Genomic DNA, 17,719 nt, shown 5'->3' with positions numbered 1-17,719 from the left:
CAAAACATGGACGAGCACGAAAAACTGATAGAAAAGCTATATGGACTAGCTGTAAAGTATGCTGAAAGGAAAGGATACAAACTAAATCCTGATAAGGAAACAGTTGATTCTGTTATCGAAGGCGTTGCAGAGAATATAGAAGAATATGGCAAAAGATACTGCCCATGCCGTTTCGTATCGGGTGATCCGGAAGAGGACAAGAAGATAATCTGTCCCTGCATCTACATTGAAGATGAAATAGAGAACGATGGCATGTGCCACTGTGAACTGTTCTTCAGAATAGATTGAGATATCATAAGGATTCGAAAAGCAGGGATCGATCCAATAATTTACATGCAGCTCTAAAGCTCATTATAAAAATGGACAAAATGAAATACCCAACGAATGTCCAGAAGGGACTGGACTATATCATAGCAGTCAACGCAACAGAACTGACCCCACTTGAGGTAAGGGAGCTGTTGCGTAAGACTGTGACCAGACGTTTTGATGTCATCGACCAGATAATGGCGGCCGCAAGAAAGGAAGGCCTCATTACTGACAAAGATGGCATGTGTCATTTTAATTATGAGACACTTGACCTGGAATATTATAAGCCCCGGATAATACACACACAAGAGAGCAGCAGTTGCAGGTGTTGTGGCAGGAGCATGAAGGAAAGCCACTATATTGAATTGAGATCGGGGTTGATCGGCCCTTATGGGTCAACTTGTGTCCGAAAGCTGTATCTTGACCATTTGTTTGAAGAAGAATAAAAAAGAATAGTTCAGGAACTATACTATGAAGTCCCTGTAACAAAGAATTGATGAGAATTCAGCACTTCACACACAAGGGACATCCGAAGTGTTTGTAGATCTTTTCCTCATACTCACGATTGGTCACATCGGGCCATTTGTCTTCTGAAAACCCGGGTGCACTATCAAGAGTGGAACTGGCAACATCAAGAATAAAAGTATGTTTTTCCCCTAATTTGAAAAGTCCCCAGGGAATACCAACATATCCGTCTCTGCTTTTAAGAGACACAATAACATATGGAATACAATTTTGCTCCAGGTCGATCATAAAGTCTATGAAATTCCCAATTTCCTTTCCTTCTGCATCCTTTATAGGATCTCTTTCTATAGTTTCCACTGATAGCATTATCGGTTTTGCCATATTCTGATTACCCCCGTTAAATCCAGTGAGCATTTGCCATGCCCAAAATATTATTGAGTATGTAAGTATTTAGTTATTATCATAGAACTCAAAGACAAGGAGTGGGTACCTATGGTCACTAAAGAGGACATAATGGAAGTCCTCAGGACATGCTACGATCCGGAGATCCCGATCAATATCGTGGACCTTGGATTGGTTTATGAGGTAGCTGTTAAGGGCAACAGGGTAAACATCAAAATGACCCTGACAACACCCGGTTGCCCTATGTATGCAGTGATTCTGGACAATGTCAAGCAGAAAGTTGAATCAATTGACGGTATCGAGAAGGCAGATATCGAATTGGTCTGGGAACCTCCATGGACACCTGATAGGATATCAAAAGAAATAAAGCCTGACTGAGGTTGAATATCAATTTGTGGCAAGGAGATCCTTTCAATACCCTGAGATGTAGAAAAAGAAATCGGGGTATCAAAAAAATATATTAAAAAGATACGCCGAAACTAATTTTAACTGATAGGTCAATATATTGTATAGGTGTGGGAGTCATATGTTTGAAAGCGAGTTTGGGGAAATTACGTGGGGATAAGATATCGCTAAAAGGTGATATTCTTATATCAATGACTTCCACACATCTCGTCAGTTCGATCCTTTCCTTCAGTTGAACTTTCAGTGATCCAGAACAACATTTGAAGGAGCTGTACCTTTATTCTTTTTGCCAGATGGACTGAAAGATCATCCGAAAATTATCCTGAACACATCCATTTGGACCAATGCCATATACAGACCGGTCCCTGTGAAAATACTAAGCATTGCATTTCTCTTCCACAGGTGCAGACCTGTGACCGCAGATATGGTGAACATCTCCGGAAATCCGTATGGTGCAGAAAGCCACTGAACGTCCTTCAGGCAGTAGATCACCAGCAGCAAGAGGATCATCGGTGGGAGGTTCTTCTCAATAGTTGAAAGTATCTCAGGAGGAGCCCTGCGGTTAAAGAACACAAATGGAACCGCTCTTGTTGCAAAGGTCGCTACTGCCACTACCGCTGTTACAACAAGCAAATGTATAGGATCTTCTGTCATTGAACATCCTCCTTTTCAAGAACCTGTTCGGCAAGAGTGCTTATCTCACTGTTGTTCCGGACGAACCTCTCATATGCGATCAGTATGAAGGTACCGATAAAGATGGAGAGCAAAAGCATGTTATCCGGACTGAAGAGCAGGAGCGATATTACACCTGCACCCATGGCTGCCATGAAAGGAAAACGTGACCTTGAAGCATAGTATTGCTCAATTGTAAGAACTACGAACAATGCAGTAAGAACAAAGGTCATTCCTTCAAGCCGGAGGTCCAGTACTGAGCCGAGCAAAGCCCCCAGGACCGACCCTAGTATCCAGTAGGAATGATCTAAGACAGCTATGTAGAAGTAGAACTTACCCTTTGACCCCCCATCAGGAGCCTGGGTGGTCGTGAGGAGTGCATAGGTCTCATCGGTGAGTGCGAAGATGAGATAGGGTTTAACTTTGCCTACACCGGAGAACTTTTCCAGCAGCGACAGGCCATAGAATGAATGTCTGAGATTAATCAGCAGCGTGGTGATGGCAAATTCAGTGAGACCTGCACCTGCTGCAAGAAGTGCTACTGCGATGAACTGGCCTGCACCGGCATATATGAAGATGCTCATCAGGGGTGCATATATCCAGTGGTAACCGGCTCCTTCCAGAAGGAAGCCAAATGCCATACCCAGGGGAATATATCCCAGAAAGACCGGTAGTGTTGTCCTGAGGGCACTTGTGAAGAGACTTTCACTCTGCTGGCTCATGATATTGATGCACCTTCTAAATTTAGTTAATTATTATATATTTAGTTTCCAAAGTGGAAAATAAAGTGCAAGAAAAGAATTACTTGTATTTATGTTTTGTTAAATGCAATCTGGATGGTGATCGGAATCAAAGAATCTCAATAAATTTAAGTAGTATTCACTCCAATCTATTTATATAATTCAATGGGGGAATTTTGTGGAACCGGATGTAATAAGAACATTATCTAACCTTTCACTCTTCTTGCAGGTAGTGGCATTTCTGATGCTTTTGTATGCTATCAAACTGAAGACCGAGAGCATGGAGAAGCATGCAAGGGGAGCATCACTTGCAGTCTTCACTATCGCACCGACCCTTTTGTTTATGCTCTATTCGGTCGCACAGGGCTTCCAGCTTGCATCATATGGCTTCGTCCTTCTGGTGCACAGACTTCTCGGGTTCATTGTCATCGTCTTCATAATCCTTTTTGTGACCAACAGATGGAGATTCAAAAAGAAAGTACATATGGATATTGCAGCCGGCCTGTGGGCCCTGACACTTGCACTTGGAATTTTTGTCTACCTTGTATCCTTTGGTTACATCGGGTGAAACAAACAAAATAAAGGCAAAGATAAAAAGGAATCTATTGAAGATCTTATAGCTGCAGCAGTACACTTCTAATGGCGTTCCTCTTTAGTATTTAAAGAGGAACGTCATTGATCTTTTGGGGGAATTATCACGATCAACGAGAACTATAACTTGTTCCTTAGAATTATTAAGAAAATCAATTCCTTATTCTACAGACCCGTCACTTCAGTATCTGAGCATGAAGAAATTGAATGGGAAGTATCTGCTCTTCAGTTGAAGAAAGGAGAAGATCTGATAATTTCAGGCAAAACAAAACCTGAAAGAAGCATCAAAATGGATGTTAATTTTGAGATACCTCTTACTGTTAAAGATCTGAAATATGAACACCTTTTCGATGATGTAGCAATAAATTCAATACCCAACGAGTTCCATGTCGAAGCACATAATGTCAAAAATATGACGTTCACGGTCAAAATGCTGATACCCTTCAAGCAGTACAGGGAAGCAAAGGATGGGATTGCAACATATATTGATAAGGATGTACCAACTGGAAGCTATGACATAATCATAAGCGGTGATGCCAATGAAAATGCTGATGAGGTTATTTTGAAAATAAAAGCATCCCAGACCATTGCTTCAGACAAAAATGGCGATTTCGTTTATGAATACCCAACAAAGCCATTCCCTAATGGAACCGTTGATCTTTTCCTGGGACAGGACAAAAAAGAAATAAGAATAATCCTCTGAAAAGTCAGAGGATTTTGATATTTTTTGCTTAATTTGATTTTTGAATCAGATTTTACATATATAGATTTATCTTTTGCTCATGAGTGACATGAACTGGGTTGATTCCATCACTGGAACACTGTCAATGTAGCAGACATCGGACCATGGAAGGTTAAATGCTGCATAAGCTTCAGCATCATCACACTCATACAGGATGAAATATCTGGAGCCTGTGAGATCAACCCACTGGTTAATTATCTTGATTCCTGAAGGTACTTTGATCTCTTTGAAGTGTTCAAGTATCTTATCTCTGTTCTGTGGTTCCCATGAACTAATTTCCATATATAACATATTCTTTCCCCAAATTTTGTTTATTTAAGTTATTTTAGTTTGCTTTACAGACATTTACTTTACATACAGTGTCTGGAATTCCCCTGTTGATATGATCTCAGCAATCAGGACTTCCTGCTCATAGCTGACATGAAATCTGTTGATTTCATTACAGGAACACAGTCGATGTAGCAAACATCAGACCATGGAAGGTTGAATGCTGCAAAAGCTTCGGCGTCGTCACACTCATACAAGATAAAGTATCTGCCACCTGTGAGATCGACCCACTGGTTAACGATCTTTATACCTGCAGGCACTTTGAGCTCTTTGAAGTGCTCTAGTATCTTATCACGGTTAGCTGGTTCCCAGGAACTAATTTCCATATATAGCATATTATTTCCCCCAATATTATTACATGGTGTTTATCTAGATTAGACGATTATATTTTGATTTTTGAATGAAGTTATCCCGAACAAAAAAAGAGATCCATAAGGACCTCATGGGATCAGTACGGCGTCAATGACGTGGATGACTCCATTGCTTGTTTCAATGTCGGTAATGACCACATTAGCATCATTTACCATTACACCGTCATCCGTAACAGTAATGATAATTTCACTACCCTGTACAGTTTCAACTGAATCCATTGTTACAACATCTTCTGCCATGTATTCACCTGCAACTACATGGTAGGTCAGTACACCTGCAAGAGCCTCCTGGTCTGCAAGAAGTTCATCAAGAGTTCCCTCAGGAAGAGCTGCAAATGCATCGTCAGTTGGTGCGAACACTGTGAAAGGACCTTCGCTTCTCAGTGTATCCTCAAGGCCGGCAACCTGAACAGCCTGCACAAGAGTGGTAAATGAACCTGCTTCGATAGCAGTATCAACAATGTCCATTTCTTCTTCCATCATTGACGGTGGGAGGAGGACCTTGTCGATAACATGGATCACACCGTTGCTGGCCTCAATGTCTGCCTGGACAACATTTGCATCATTAACCATTACACCGTCATCTGTAACAGTAAAGATAACTGATTCACCCTGAACAGTTTCTGCGGATTCCAGACCTGCAACATCTGCTGCCATGACCTCACCTGCAACTACATGGTATGTCAGAACAGCTGCGAGAGCTTCTTCATCCTCGAGTAAGGCTTCAAGAGTTCCCTCAGGCAAGGCTGCAAATGCCTCATCTGTTGGTGCGAACACTGTGAAAGGACCTTCACTTCTCAATGTTTCCTCAAGACCGGCAGCCTGGACAGCCTGGACAAGAGTATTGAATGAACCTGCATTCACCGCAGTGTCAACAATGTCCATTTCTTCTTCTTCTTCTTCAGGTTCACTGGTAGTACAACCGGAAGTCATCACTACCATTGCTAAAAGCAAAGCTAACAGCGTGTATAATATTTTCGTCTTTATAACCCCCATTATAAGTAAAGATATTAGGTAAATGGAGTTTATTTTTAATACTATATATAGATTATTTCGATTTTTATCTATAGTTTTTATTAAAAATGAATAGATAAAGAGTTGTGAAACCAAATACAAAGATGCAATATATCATTCACATTAAAAGAAAGCTAGAGGACTAAAAATACTATTCAAATCCCATAGGTACTACCCGAAAATCACATCATTTCCTGTCAATTACCACAATACCCAGATAGCCGTCAACTGTAACTTCATCACCGGTATCTATTATATCAATAGCATCAGGAATTCCTGTCACACAGGGAATACCATACTCACGCGCTATAATTGCCCCATGTATCAGCATCCCACCTCTGCGCTCAACAATTCCGGAAACAAGCGGGATCACAAAGGTCATGTTCGGATCGATTGCATCACATATCAGAATTTCACCTGATCTAATACTGAAAAGATCATCTTTTTCTTTGATCACTCTGGCAACTCCGCTAACAATGCCTTTGCTGGCAGGTTGTCCCTGAATCTGCCTTACCGTTGTATCTTCTGAATGGGTTTGTTCCCGGAGACTCCCCTCTATTTCCGGGATATAATCCTTATTTCTTAAGGCTTCTATTACATCATCGTCACTGATGTTAGGACCTATTTCCCTTTTTAGAAGCCTTCGTTTCCCTTCTTTGAGTGAAGCAAGGTAATGTCCTTCAATTCTGCCCAGATGTATGTTGTCATCATCACGAAGCTTGTAGCTTGCACGGCCAATTTCAAGCAAATCAGATGCGTAGGATCTCTCTTTAGGATCGAATCTGGAAAAGAAGTTCTCTTTAAGCAATTGCGGATCCTTTGTACTTTCTCTTTCATTCTTCGGATGTGAAGATAATTCCAGGATCAGGTCCAACATCTGCTTTCTGTCTTTTACATAAGAGGATTTTCCAAAATCTTCCATGAACTTTTCGAATAATTCTGAAAAAATTCCTTCAACATTGCCGGATTCGATTCCTTTCCTGATCGAATCATCATTTCTGACCATCTCGGCAAGCAAATTCAGCTGCCTGTTCCTCTGAATGCTCAGGAGATCAGAATTACTTAGCAGGTCCATGAACTCATATGGATCAGAAGGTTTCATCTTTTCATTATAGACATCTCCGAAAAGCCTCATACCGTGAGCAAAAGGAATGAAATCCCTTGTGTAGGTAGCATCCCACTTCCTGAAAATAGTTCTTCTAAGATCGATAAGTTCTGCGAGGTCAGCATCATTCAGGCTTGCCGGATCGATCTCAGACATCGATCTCGAATCCTGGATCATTTCAGGAATCAAAACGTCTTCGATCCTGCTACGTAGCTTTTTAAGATTATCAAAGGTTCTTCTTAAGGAAAGGTACCAGCTCTTTTCCTTATCCTTAAGAGTCGTGATTGGCCTTGACTGAAGAAGGAACAATTCATCATTTCGGATTGTCCACTCCATATCCTGTGGATGACCAAAATGTTCCTCAGAAGCTATAGCCATCTCATGTATTCTTTTAACATCATCCTCATCCAGCGGTGACTCGTTCCTGAGATCCGCAGAGAAGTTTTCGATGGATGTACCAGTCTCGCCTGTCCGGACGGTCCTTTCCCTGCCTGAAGGAGCCTCATGCCCCAGAATCGAGCCTGACTTCCTGTCAAGGATCCATCTGTCAGGTTCAATATCACCATTAACGAGACCTTCATTGAGACCAAAAACTGACTCGATCACGAGATGTTCCTCATTGTTCGGGTCCCTGCTGAAAACTATACCTGATCGTTCACCTTCCACCAGTTCCTGTACGATGACTGCCATGGAACTGTCTTCAAGATCAAGACCCAGTTCTTCCCTGTAGAGAATAGCAGCATCCGACCAGAGAGATGCCCACACAAGTTTTACATGTTCCAATATAGCATCTGTCCCTTTAACATTAACATAGGACTCATGGATGCCTGCGAAAGAAGTCTTTGAGGAATCCTCACCCGGAGCTGAGGAACGTACTACAACCGGAACTTGCACATAGTTCTTTTCAACTTCCGAACGGATGGCATTTTCGAGCTCCTCAGGAATAGATTCACTTAAGAACATGTTCTTAAGTCGAAGAGAAGTATCCCACATTTCTTCCCATCTCATATTCCCAAAATCTTTTCTGGCAATCTCAAGTGAGATGCGGCCTTCCAGACCACTTTCCTTTAAGAACTTCCTGTATGCATCAGTAGTTATAGAGAAATATTTCGGAATCCTGAAACCCCTGGAATGGAGTTGTGACAAAGAATAAGCTTTGCCACCAACAGTTCCTTTTAATTCCTGAGTAATACTTTCCATTGGAATAACCAGAGAGGTCATTTCATTTCCATCTCCACAACGTTCTGGAAACTGCTGGCTATAATATATTTTTCAACTTCCATCATCATCAAAGCCGATGTCGGAGCCTGAAGGAAATCCTTTAAATGAGGCTGTTTTGAAAGGTAAAGTTCAGAATATTCAGGAACCTTTTCCACTTCTTTTACAACACCCATTGCATTAACAACAGTTGCATCCTTAAAATCCAGGACCGTATTTGACCTGTTGTCCATCATAATTGAGGCATAATGTGAAATTTGTATATTGGAATATTTTCGGGTGAATCTGGGAGTTACGAAGAGTATATTTTTGAGGTCTTCAGTTGCAGCAAAAGCTATAAGGTTCGTGTAAGGCCTTCCATCTCTTTCAGTAGCAAGGACTCCAAGGTATTGCTCCTTTAGGATATCCTTCAAAGTATCTTCCGGTGCTTTTGCAGTCAACTTAACCCCCTCTAATGTAAAATCCCTGCATGATCTTTGATTATACCCATATTTATTGATTTTTAATTGTCTGATCCTGATCAGAATTGTTCGGAATCGGGAAGTTTTCCCAGAAATCCCTGTCTCTATCAGGTTCCACTTCGTTTTTCAGTTCTTCCGGATATGGGAAGAACAGTCTGGAAAATTCCTCTTTAGAATCACTAAAACGCATAACATACAGCCTGAGGATATCAAGTAATGCATCACATGACAGGAGGTTATCTTCATATTTTTTAATTATGCAGTTCAGGTAACCCTTATCAGCATCTTCCAAAGAAGAAACATTAGAAAGGGAAGATGAAGAGCTTACTTTTGATATGATCTCATTTGCGACCCTGATGAAATCTTTCGAGCCCGGTGACCTATGGAACATCTCTACAATTAGTTTCTCATATTCAGGAAGGATCTTATCAAATCCTGAAGAGCTCCTGTTCGCGATCAGCTCATCCAGTTTTATGCACATGTCGCAATTGTATAATCGGAAAAGAAAGCGATTATACTTGTGGAATAATTCCAGTTTTTCAATTGAACCGGACTCTTTTACTGATCTGAGATCTGCAAAAGTAAAAAGTTTTGTCAGGAAATGGTGCCTTATGATACTATTTCTGAGCCTGTCATCTTCTTCAAGAGGATATTCAGCATATCGTTTAACGATCTTATCTGCAAAAAAACCGGCACCATGATCAATTACAAACCCCTTTTCCTTCTCGGAATATATCTTGATATTTCGTACTCCTATGGTAGGAGATCCGGATTTAAAAATAAAACCATCAACAGGAGGAAGAGCTTTCAGGAACTGATCTGTGAAATTATCCATCTCATCTGTGAGATCGTGATTCGTTTTTGGCTGAATTAATCTTTTTTGACCATTTATCTTCACTATCCTTATTGTCTCACGCGGTATTCCAAGCCCGATCTCTACCTCCGGACAAACTGTGATGAAATCCACAAAAGGTATCAGGTCACGAACAGTAGGGCAACGGACAAGACTACCGTTATAGCGTACACTCTCAAACTCCAGACACTTGCTTGCGACCACACGTGGCCTTGGATAAAGATACAGAGGAATATCATAGTCAGACATGTTAACCCCCAGGACAATGAACTCTAATAAAAGGTAAGTAAATGATCATATTTAAAAAGAAGGGCAGCAGGTCGCTGCCTTAATGTTGTTTGTTTGCAAAGTAGATCATGTAGAGCGCCGAAAGTCCGACAAGCAGGTACACGATCCTCGCAATTATGCTGTACCCGAAGATCAGGGCCACAAGATTATAATCCTGCGAAATTCCAACTAATCCCCAGTTCAAACCACCGATAACTACCAGAGCTATCGCTATCCAGTCTAATGCTGATTTCTCCACCATAACAAATACCCTCCAGTAAATTTGCAAAAGTAAATATCCAACTTATTGTATTTACTAGTTAGTATTTATAATTATTTTACAGATATATAATAAAAATTATAATATATATAATTGCTAAATTACAATTAAAACTACAATTACAAATTACAAATTACAAATTACAAATTACAAATTACAAATTACAAATTACAAATTACAAATTACAATTACAATTACAATTACAATTTCAATTATATTCACAGAAAAGAATATTGTAACCATAATGCTATTATATTTCACAAATGAATTCCAGATTATATGATTTTCAAAAGATCGATCTCTATGATTTTCATTTTGGTAATCGTTTTCTCATGTATCGGGTGCATAGAAGGAGACGAGGTGACATATCCGGAAGAAAGCGAATTGCCGGATTTTGATGAACCTGATGGAGCAGCTACAGCTCAAACTGAGCAATATAATTCAACCCTCAAGAAGACTGGAATACTTGACCTTGAGAATGGTTATTCTTTAAAGGTCCTGGAGATCGATAGGAAAGAGGACTTTGCAGCCTTTTCATTCAGGAAGGATGGGATCGAATATTCAAAAAGAACGCTCTCCACAGGCCAGACGTATAATATAAAGGAACCGAATGGGGACTTTGTAGTTTATTCCATCAGGCTGGACAAGATCTATGATAGCAGCTTCTCCATTGATGTGACGTATGAGATCAAGCCGGAAATATACATAGAAACGGATCCCATCACCATAGAACCTGTAACAGTAGCGGTCGAACTAACTGAGGATTCCATCACACGTACCTATGAATGGGAATATGATAACACAAAGTTTTGGATGCAGAACGAGTACTATAAAGAAAGCTACGAACTATATTCAGAAAGAAGCAGAAGCAGGGACTATGACCAGTTCGCTAATGATCCTTACGATGATGTGGTAATATCACAGATAACCACACAAATAGAAACTCTTGCTGCAGAAGGCGGTTATGGTGAAGACGAGATCCCCTACATTGCGACAGCTTTCGTTCAGTCCCTTCCCTATGTCAGCGATAGCGCTTCCGCGGGTTATGACGAATATCCAAGATTTCCGTTCGAAACACTCTACCATGGTGGAGGGGACTGTGAGGATTCATCCATCCTTCTGGCATCAATCCTGCACGAAATGGGATATGGAGTGGCATTGATAACACTGCCGGGCCACATGGCAGTGGGTGTTCAGGGCGATGAAAGTATTTCAGGAAGCTATTATAATTACAACGGTATTAGGTATTACTACCTTGAAACAACTGCTTCAGGGTGGGATGTGGGTGTGATACCTGATATATACAGAAATGCAGAAGCAATGATAACACCGATCGGTTACGGATATCCACAGCTGCAAATAGAATTTACCGGAAGCGGAAGGCATGTTTCTGGTTACACATATGTGGACCTTGATATTGAGGTCACGAACGTTGGTTCTGCAACTGCGGAAAACGTGATAATTTACACATACCTTGAATCCATTGAGGAAGGAATGGCCTGGGACCAGATAGAGAGTGATGTGATCGCAGAGATTGAAGCCGAGAACGGAGTGACATATACTGTGACCAATTTGAAGGTACCTGCAGGTCAGGAATATCGTGTCGTTGTGATGAGCTGGGGTTCAAATGCAGAGCAGGCATTTGTTTACAGTGATTGGGTGATTCCCTGAGAAAGATCATAACGGCAGAATGATCTATAAATAGAAACTAACTTCAAATTTAATCAAGTATAGTTCAGTTTAGTTTAATAGTATATTGGGGGTATAGGAATTTCCGAAAATAAATGTAAAGATGGAGAACTGGACGAGCTTTTCCAGGATTCGGAAAAGAACTACCGCCTTATCTTTGAGAACTCGCCTCTGGGAATATTCCATTTTGACCAGGACGGGAGGATAACACATTGCAATAGTAAATTCCTTGATATCATCTCTGCTTCAAGAGAAGATATCATCGGCTTTAATATGGTAACTTCCATCCGGGATGAAAGAATGAAGGAGGCTGTTAATGCAGCACTTTCAAGAAAACAGGGCCATTTTGAAGGAAAGTATTGCACTGTGATCAGTGGAAAGCTCATCTTTATAAAGGCCGACTACAACCCGAACATATCGGAAGATGGCAAACTTCTGGGTGGTATCGGCATCTTTGAGGATATCAGCGAACGTAAAATAGCAGAAGATGCACTAAAAGAATCTGAAAAGAAGTACCGCCTGATCTTCGGGAATTCACCTCTGGGGATATTCCACTTTGACCAGGATGGGAAAATAACACATTGCAATGAGAAGTTCCTTGAGATAATCGCTGCATCCAGAAAGGATATCATCGGCTTTAATATGGTAACCTCCATCCGGGATGAAAAGATGAGGGAAGCTGTCAGAGCAGTGCTTTCCGGGAAGCCAGGCCATTATGAGGATGTATATCGTTCTGTGATCAGTGGTAAGGTCACACCTATCAAAGCAGAGTACAGCCCGAACATATCGGAAGAAGGCGAACTTCTGGGAGGCATCGGCATCTTTGAAGATATCACACGAAGAAAAAAAGCTGAAGATGGCTGGAAGCTTGATGAGTATCGCCTGGAAACACTTTTACTCCTTAACCAGATGACCGACAGTTCGATGCAGGAGATCATAGACTTTGCACGTGAAGAAGCTGTCCTGCTTACCCGGAGCAAACTCGGATATATTGCCTTCGTGAACGATGTAGAGACAATACTCACAATGCATTCATGGTCAGAGAACGCTATGAATGAATGTAAGATAAGTAACAAGCCTAAGGTATATACCCTGAAGAGCACGGGACTCTGGGGGGAGGCGCTGAGACAGCGAAAACCCATTATCACGAATGACTACGATGCTCCGAATCCTTTAAAGAGAGGATATCCAAAAAACCATGTGAAACTGACCCGTCACATGAACATCCCCGTGTTCGATAGCAAAAAGATAGTCGTAGTAGCAGGTGTTGGGAACAAAGAGGAAGAGTATGATGAGTCGGACGTTCGCCAGCTGACACTCCTTATGGAAGGAATGTGGAGAATAATCCAGAGAAAGCGATCCGAAGAGGCCCTTCAAAAGTATGCAGATGAGCTTTCAAAGGTCAACAGCGAACTGGAAAAGGCAAATAAGGAGTTAAAATCCCTTGATGTGATGAAAGATGAGTTCCTCTCCAACATAAGTCATGAACTTAAAACTCCCCTCGTTTCCATCAAAGGTTATGGGGAGCTCATTTCTGAAGGTACGCTGGGAGTGCTCAACGAGCAGCAAAAAAAGGCGGTCAATGTGGTCCTGCGAAATTCCGAACGTCTCAGACGTTTGATAGAATCGTTGTTGATCATCAGTGGGATCGAATCCAGGACCATCCAGTATCAGTTCGAAAAGGTACGGATAGCAGAGATCATAGACGATGTAGTAAATGATGTGGACTTGCAGGTTAAAGAGAAAGAATTGAAAACTGAAAGAGATGTGCCTGATAACATCCCCCTTATCGATGGAGACAGGACAAGGCTTTCCGATATGCTTACGAACCTCGTTGATAATGCTATCAAGTTCACCCCTTCAGGAGGCACGATCATCCTGAAGGCATACGAAGAAGAAAAGTATCTGCACATAGAGATAGAGGATAACGGAATAGGCATACCCAGGGAACTCATTCCCAACCTGTTCCAGAGATTTTACCAGATCGATGCCTCGATCAAACGCAAATATGGAGGTACCGGTGTAGGGCTTTACATTTGCAAAAGTATCGCTGAGGCACACAACGGAGAGATATGGATCGAAAGTGAAGAAGGAAAGGGTACCACCGTGCACGTAAAATTGCCACGGTAAAAGGTCATTCAAAGAATTCCTTAAGGTCTTCGATGTTAAGTGAAACTTCGAATTCCTTGAGCCTGAAAAATTTCTTTGCCCTCATATCGTCATCTTCAAGGCGAAGATCGCTTTCCACAAATCCGGCCTTTTCAAGCCTTTTCAGGTGAAGATACAGGACCTGACGGGAAACGTTGAGCTCTTTGGCAAGCTCATACACATACCATTCCCTCTCTGAGAGCATATAAAGAAGCTTAAGCCTCAGAGGGTGTGAAATAGCCTCGCCTATGGATACTACCTGCTGCATTGTTCTTCCCATAATAAGACCGGCTGAAGAATTAAATTGATCTTAAGTTTTCAGATCTCTTCCAGTTTATCTTTGATCTCCTCTACGGTCTTTTTGATCTCGGCAACATCTTTCTCCATCCTCACAAGTTTCTCATTGTCCTGAGAGCTTGCAAACCCGGACCTGTTAATGAAGAAGAGGACTATGCCTACAACCAACAGTATAAGGAAAATTTCCAGAAGAAAATCCAATAAACTAAATGTATTGTAATAGTGCATCATAGCTATTTACAAGATGTTCGTGTTTTCATATTAATGTTTACTACTGCCCCATATAAGAAAGCAAAGAACCGAACTTAATTCAGTTTCTTTAGTATCTTTTCCAGAGTTTCGCGATTGCTCTCAACCTGTTCTTCAATACGAGATAATCTAAGATCACGGTCATCTCTGTTATTGCATGATCCATTATTAAGATTGCAAGACCTGTTATTGAAGAATGAAGATACTAACCAGATAAGAGCTATCAATATCAGCAAATTGAATAGCATAGTAAAACCTCCCAGACCTCCAAAGATACCGTAGTCACCATACATTCCATACCACATCATACGATCACCTTCTTCCTAAGACCGAATTCCTCATGTGATTAGTGGACATTCCCTGCCAAAGGTTTGTGGGGGTGCGTTCAAAAATTTATGGCAGGGAAACCACATAGTTCATTCATTAGTAACGATACATTCTGCTATAACCCATACCGGGACCATACCCCATTCCATAACCATGACTGTAGCCATACATCATGCCATAACCACGGCGCGTGTTCGCATAGTCATAAGCCTGATCGGGAGTTTCCAGAACATCCCCGGTGAATGCATCGATGTAGCTGCGCATTACAATACCATCATCATCTGTGTAATACACAACCCACCATCTACCCATCTGGTAGATATTCTCCTCATTCACTTCAGCATCGATATGATCCTTGGCTATGGCCAGTGCATCTTCAATTGTTTCGACGGTCAGTTCATAAGAGCCGGAATAGGCAGCTGCCTGGTTATAACCAGTATATCCTGATGCGTATGCACCATAAGCAGGGCATCCTCCCCATCCAGACCCCGGACCTGAACCGTAAGCGGCCTGGACAATACCGGATTGCATTGTCAGGGCGATCATTCCTGCACCTGCAAGAAGTATGGCCCCCATCAAAAGTTTGTTTGTTGTCGTTTTCATGTTGTTCACATCCTTTATTGTGTTCAAACTATGTAACCATAGTTTGTATATGTAGCCTATATGTTACACATGTACTCGTAACTATATAAGGATTGTGCTTTAAGCTACCACAACCATACAGTACGAGTTTCGATTCGAAGAAAAGCAAGATCAAAAGACACTATTACATATGGAGATCAATAAAGATCCAAAAAAGAGAGGAGAAGAGGAGAGCTGCTACCATCATTGTCGATGGTAGCATTGGAGTAGTTTAGATCTTAACGGGATCAGGCTGTTATAGCAACTTTATCCCTCCTTCCGGGTATCCGCAGGCCGATACCAACTGCTATATAGTATCCTACATAGGTCAGCACTTCGATAAGCGATGGGTTTCCGTTGTATCCGAACAGGGATTTCATGACAGAACCAAAGGTTCCTTTCTCATCAATGATGTGATTGATATCCCAGACATGTTCCACAACGATCGGAACCACACCTGCTTCCTGAAGTTCGTGGACACCATGAGCTGCCAGTCCTGCTGCAAAGAGGATCAGGAAAATGCTTGTAACCTTGAAGAAGTTGTCCAGGCTCGTGTGTGAAGAGTATTTGAACACAAGATACGCAACAACGACCGATACTGCAAGACCTGCAATTCCTCCGTAGAGCACAGCATTTGTCTCTGTGTTCATTGCTGCTGCCCCGAGGAAAAGAACTGTCTCGATACCTTCCCTGAACACGGAGAGGAATGCCAGTGCAAAGAGTCCGTAGGCTTTCTTCCCTTCGACGTGCTCCTGTATCGTTGTCGAGATGTTGTTGCTCTCACGTGCCATCCAGATGATCATGGATGTCAGGATGACCGCTGCCACCAGCATTACAATACCTTCAAAAAGCTCCTCATTACGCCCTTCGAACTGTATCGCAAGAAGGTTGAAGATAACTGCTGCGGCCAGACTTCCGATGATAGCAAGTCCTGTACCGCTATAGACGTACTTGTTCAGTTCGGTCCGTCTTGTCTGCACAAGATACGCGAGGATGATCCCCACGATCAGAAAGGCTTCAAGCCCTTCCCTGAATGTTATCATAAAGCTTGAGAACATGTTTAATCATTCCTATTATTGTTTGGTATGACTAACAATTGTAGGTGTGATATATTGTAGTTAGCATTGCGGCAAATACTGCAACATTGATTAAGAAAAAGGAAAAATTGATAAAATTCATTATTGAGCTTTATTAAAGGAATCTTCCTTGCAAGTAAAGACTATAAAAAGTACAATAGCAACAAAAAACAGGAATCCTAAAACCATAAATATGGTCTCTTCAACTGTCAGTATCATAAACAACTTCCATGAGAACAACATGATCAGCAAAACTTGATCGAACAGACAGGATCTTGCCGAAAAAAGAAAAGGGATCGTTTCCCTTTTTCAAACTTGCCGGCTATTACTCATCCTCCTGAAGCTCCATTGGGGAATTTGGTCTCCTCATTTCCTAAAGACTCTCTCTTATTCCCTCAAGATCCTCCAGAGATCCTGCATTTTCAAGCTCTTCTTTTACATCATAGAGAGATTCGAGACGGTCCTCAATAAACTCCGCAGTGATGTGCTCATTGTCGATCTCGTCAAGATCCATTGATTCGAGCCTTTCGATCTGTTCATCGATCAATTCAGACATTTTGTCCAGAAGATACTCGAACTTCCCTTCATCGGTCTCGAATTCTGGCATCTCGTCCAGGAAATTGTCTCTAATATTAGAGTGATCCATTCCGGAATCTGCAAATCTGTTCATCTTTCCAAATTTCATGTATCCTTTGTCAAGCTGGCTATTTTCTGCAGCAAATGCACCAGATGGCAGAATGCATGCCACCATTAATATGACTGCAAGACAGGATAATAATTTCAGCAGTTTTTTTGTCATGATATCGCTCCTGAAGCACCAGTATGCCACTGGTTGCTTACAATTGCGACATGAATCGGGTTGAATATAAGCATACTTTAAGTATTTGACAGATAAAATAACCCTAAAGATTAAATGAAGCATTTTAAGACTTTTTATTGCTTAAATTAAACTAATTTATCGAAATAAATAATATTTGAGCATAATTAACATTTAGAGCATATACCCACAATTGTTATCCAACTCGAAGATAGACATTATTATGCTTAGATCAGCAAAGATCCTTTACTAAAAGAGAATATATGAAACTAATAT

General features: G+C 41.3%; 22 protein-coding genes. 7 read left to right on the top strand and 15 right to left on the bottom strand.

Features of this window, described 5'->3' with window-relative positions; translation table 11 throughout:
- The first annotated feature begins 6 nt into the window (after positions 1-6).
- Positions 7-288, top strand: coding sequence for a ferredoxin-thioredoxin reductase catalytic domain-containing protein (locus ACR3I3_RS08865; protein WP_440951898.1), 282 nt, complete (start codon positions 7-9; stop codon positions 286-288).
- A 71-nt stretch (positions 289-359) separates the two neighbouring features.
- Positions 360-752, top strand: coding sequence for a DUF5830 family protein (locus ACR3I3_RS08860; protein WP_440951897.1), 393 nt, complete (start codon positions 360-362; stop codon positions 750-752).
- Positions 753-810: 58 nt separating this feature from the next.
- On the opposite strand, the gene ACR3I3_RS08855 is transcribed toward ACR3I3_RS08860, so the two are convergent.
- Positions 811-1,152 (bottom strand): PRC-barrel domain-containing protein, encoded by a 342-nt coding sequence (locus tag ACR3I3_RS08855; RefSeq protein ID WP_440951896.1) that lies wholly within the window; start codon positions 1,150-1,152, stop codon positions 811-813.
- 111 nt (positions 1,153-1,263) lie between these two features.
- Between ACR3I3_RS08855 and ACR3I3_RS08850 the strand changes: the two genes are divergently transcribed.
- Positions 1,264-1,551 (top strand): metal-sulfur cluster assembly factor, encoded by a 288-nt coding sequence (locus ACR3I3_RS08850; RefSeq protein ID WP_440951895.1) that lies wholly within the window; start codon positions 1,264-1,266, stop codon positions 1,549-1,551.
- A gap of 333 nt (positions 1,552-1,884) precedes the next feature.
- Here the strand turns inward: ACR3I3_RS08850 and ACR3I3_RS08845 are convergent, their stop codons facing one another.
- A complete protein-coding gene (locus ACR3I3_RS08845) occupies positions 1,885-2,232 on the bottom strand; it encodes a branched-chain amino acid transporter permease (RefSeq protein WP_440951894.1) in 348 nt (115 codons plus the stop codon).
- Positions 2,229-2,972 (bottom strand): AzlC family ABC transporter permease, encoded by a 744-nt coding sequence (locus tag ACR3I3_RS08840; protein WP_440951893.1) that lies wholly within the window; start codon positions 2,970-2,972, stop codon positions 2,229-2,231. Before ACR3I3_RS08840 ends, ACR3I3_RS08845 begins: the two co-directional genes overlap by 4 nt.
- A 196-nt stretch (positions 2,973-3,168) precedes the next feature.
- Between ACR3I3_RS08840 and ACR3I3_RS08835 the strand changes: the two genes are divergently transcribed.
- Positions 3,169-3,558 carry a hypothetical protein gene (locus ACR3I3_RS08835; protein WP_440951892.1) on the top strand — a complete coding sequence of 130 codons (390 nt, stop codon included), beginning with the start codon at positions 3,169-3,171 and terminating at the stop codon, positions 3,556-3,558.
- A 252-nt stretch (positions 3,559-3,810) separates the two neighbouring features.
- A complete protein-coding gene (locus ACR3I3_RS08830) occupies positions 3,811-4,284 on the top strand; it encodes a hypothetical protein (RefSeq protein ID WP_440951891.1) in 474 nt (157 codons plus the stop codon).
- A 66-nt stretch (positions 4,285-4,350) separates the two neighbouring features.
- On the opposite strand, the gene ACR3I3_RS08825 is transcribed toward ACR3I3_RS08830, so the two are convergent.
- The 7 genes from ACR3I3_RS08825 to ACR3I3_RS08795 form a co-directional block, all read right to left on the bottom strand.
- On the bottom strand, positions 4,351-4,614 hold the full coding sequence (locus tag ACR3I3_RS08825) for a DUF3303 domain-containing protein (RefSeq protein WP_440951890.1): 264 nt from the start codon (positions 4,612-4,614) through the stop codon (positions 4,351-4,353).
- A gap of 104 nt (positions 4,615-4,718) precedes the next feature.
- The gene (locus ACR3I3_RS08820) at positions 4,719-4,985 is read right to left on the bottom strand and encodes a DUF3303 domain-containing protein (protein ID WP_440951889.1); all 267 of its coding nucleotides are present in this window, start codon (positions 4,983-4,985) and stop codon (positions 4,719-4,721) included.
- 105 nt (positions 4,986-5,090) lie between these two features.
- A complete protein-coding gene (locus tag ACR3I3_RS08815; RefSeq protein WP_440951888.1) occupies positions 5,091-5,963 on the bottom strand; it encodes a fasciclin domain-containing protein in 873 nt (290 codons plus the stop codon).
- 259 nt (positions 5,964-6,222) lie between these two features.
- Complete coding sequence (locus ACR3I3_RS08810) at positions 6,223-8,361, bottom strand: PEP/pyruvate-binding domain-containing protein (RefSeq protein WP_440951887.1); 2,139 nt, start codon at positions 8,359-8,361, stop codon at positions 6,223-6,225.
- A complete protein-coding gene (locus ACR3I3_RS08805; protein WP_440951886.1) occupies positions 8,358-8,798 on the bottom strand; it encodes a pyridoxamine 5'-phosphate oxidase family protein in 441 nt (146 codons plus the stop codon). Before ACR3I3_RS08805 ends, ACR3I3_RS08810 begins: the two co-directional genes overlap by 4 nt.
- 52 nt (positions 8,799-8,850) lie before the next feature.
- Positions 8,851-9,921: a YbgA family protein gene (locus tag ACR3I3_RS08800; RefSeq protein WP_440951885.1), complete on the bottom strand. Its 1,071-nt coding sequence runs from the start codon at positions 9,919-9,921 to the stop codon at positions 8,851-8,853.
- A 79-nt stretch (positions 9,922-10,000) separates the two neighbouring features.
- Complete coding sequence (locus tag ACR3I3_RS08795) at positions 10,001-10,201, bottom strand: DUF378 domain-containing protein (RefSeq protein WP_440951884.1); 201 nt, start codon at positions 10,199-10,201, stop codon at positions 10,001-10,003.
- A 378-nt stretch (positions 10,202-10,579) separates the two neighbouring features.
- Between ACR3I3_RS08795 and ACR3I3_RS08790 the strand changes: the two genes are divergently transcribed.
- Both ACR3I3_RS08790 and ACR3I3_RS08785 read left to right on the top strand, forming a co-directional pair.
- Positions 10,580-11,890, top strand: coding sequence for a hypothetical protein (locus ACR3I3_RS08790; RefSeq protein ID WP_440951883.1), 1,311 nt, complete (start codon positions 10,580-10,582; stop codon positions 11,888-11,890).
- A gap of 84 nt (positions 11,891-11,974) precedes the next feature.
- Positions 11,975-14,038 carry an ATP-binding protein gene (locus ACR3I3_RS08785; protein WP_440953779.1) on the top strand — a complete coding sequence of 688 codons (2,064 nt, stop codon included), beginning with the start codon at positions 11,975-11,977 and terminating at the stop codon, positions 14,036-14,038.
- A gap of 4 nt (positions 14,039-14,042) precedes the next feature.
- Here ACR3I3_RS08785 and ACR3I3_RS08780 read toward each other — a convergent pair whose 3' ends face one another.
- From ACR3I3_RS08780 to ACR3I3_RS08760, 5 genes are all read right to left on the bottom strand, one after another.
- Positions 14,043-14,336, bottom strand: coding sequence for an ArsR/SmtB family transcription factor (locus ACR3I3_RS08780; RefSeq protein ID WP_440951882.1), 294 nt, complete (start codon positions 14,334-14,336; stop codon positions 14,043-14,045).
- 38 nt (positions 14,337-14,374) lie between these two features.
- Entirely contained in the window at positions 14,375-14,554 is a 180-nt protein-coding gene (locus ACR3I3_RS08775) for a hypothetical protein (RefSeq protein WP_440951881.1), read from the bottom strand.
- Between the two features lie 471 nt (positions 14,555-15,025).
- Entirely contained in the window at positions 15,026-15,532 is a 507-nt protein-coding gene (locus ACR3I3_RS08770) for a PepSY domain-containing protein (RefSeq protein ID WP_440951880.1), read from the bottom strand.
- Positions 15,533-15,798: 266 nt separating this feature from the next.
- Positions 15,799-16,593, bottom strand: a complete 795-nt coding sequence (locus ACR3I3_RS08765; RefSeq protein ID WP_440951879.1) for an FTR1 family iron permease — start codon at positions 16,591-16,593, stop codon at positions 15,799-15,801.
- Between the two features lie 406 nt (positions 16,594-16,999).
- Positions 17,000-17,425, bottom strand: a complete 426-nt coding sequence (locus ACR3I3_RS08760; protein WP_440951878.1) for a hypothetical protein — start codon at positions 17,423-17,425, stop codon at positions 17,000-17,002.
- Between the last annotated feature and the right edge of the window lie 294 nt (positions 17,426-17,719).

It is taken from the genome of Methanococcoides mangrovi (assembly GCF_052057775.1).
In the GTDB taxonomy this organism is placed as follows: domain Archaea; phylum Halobacteriota; class Methanosarcinia; order Methanosarcinales; family Methanosarcinaceae; genus Methanococcoides.
The sequence above is the reverse complement of the archived record's forward strand: the minus strand, read 5'-3'. Positions and strand labels throughout refer to the sequence as shown.

Excerpts from the sequence above, each read along its gene's own strand:
- ACR3I3_RS08765 (WP_440951879.1), bottom strand. The coding sequence starts at position 16,593 with ATGATAACATTCAGGGAAGGGCTTGAAGCCTTTCTGATCGTGGGGATC.
- ACR3I3_RS08855 (WP_440951896.1), bottom strand. The coding sequence starts at position 1,152 with ATGGCAAAACCGATAATGCTATCAGTGGAAACTATAGAAAGAGATCCT.
- ACR3I3_RS08840 (WP_440951893.1), bottom strand. The coding sequence starts at position 2,972 with ATGAGCCAGCAGAGTGAAAGTCTCTTCACAAGTGCCCTCAGGACAACA.
- ACR3I3_RS08780 (WP_440951882.1), bottom strand. The coding sequence starts at position 14,336 with ATGGGAAGAACAATGCAGCAGGTAGTATCCATAGGCGAGGCTATTTCA.
- ACR3I3_RS08865 (WP_440951898.1), top strand. The coding sequence starts at position 7 with ATGGACGAGCACGAAAAACTGATAGAAAAGCTATATGGACTAGCTGTA.
- ACR3I3_RS08850 (WP_440951895.1), top strand. The coding sequence starts at position 1,264 with ATGGTCACTAAAGAGGACATAATGGAAGTCCTCAGGACATGCTACGAT.
- ACR3I3_RS08795 (WP_440951884.1), bottom strand. The coding sequence starts at position 10,201 with ATGGTGGAGAAATCAGCATTAGACTGGATAGCGATAGCTCTGGTAGTT.
- ACR3I3_RS08770 (WP_440951880.1), bottom strand. The coding sequence starts at position 15,532 with ATGAAAACGACAACAAACAAACTTTTGATGGGGGCCATACTTCTTGCA.
- ACR3I3_RS08820 (WP_440951889.1), bottom strand. The coding sequence starts at position 4,985 with ATGCTATATATGGAAATTAGTTCCTGGGAACCAGCTAACCGTGATAAG.
- ACR3I3_RS08810 (WP_440951887.1), bottom strand. The coding sequence starts at position 8,361 with ATGACCTCTCTGGTTATTCCAATGGAAAGTATTACTCAGGAATTAAAA.
- ACR3I3_RS08825 (WP_440951890.1), bottom strand. The coding sequence starts at position 4,614 with ATGTTATATATGGAAATTAGTTCATGGGAACCACAGAACAGAGATAAG.
- ACR3I3_RS08760 (WP_440951878.1), bottom strand. The coding sequence starts at position 17,425 with ATGACAAAAAAACTGCTGAAATTATTATCCTGTCTTGCAGTCATATTA.
- ACR3I3_RS08815 (WP_440951888.1), bottom strand. The coding sequence starts at position 5,963 with ATGGTAGTGATGACTTCCGGTTGTACTACCAGTGAACCTGAAGAAGAA.
- ACR3I3_RS08800 (WP_440951885.1), bottom strand. The coding sequence starts at position 9,921 with ATGTCTGACTATGATATTCCTCTGTATCTTTATCCAAGGCCACGTGTG.
- ACR3I3_RS08860 (WP_440951897.1), top strand. The coding sequence starts at position 360 with ATGGACAAAATGAAATACCCAACGAATGTCCAGAAGGGACTGGACTAT.
- ACR3I3_RS08845 (WP_440951894.1), bottom strand. The coding sequence starts at position 2,232 with ATGACAGAAGATCCTATACATTTGCTTGTTGTAACAGCGGTAGTGGCA.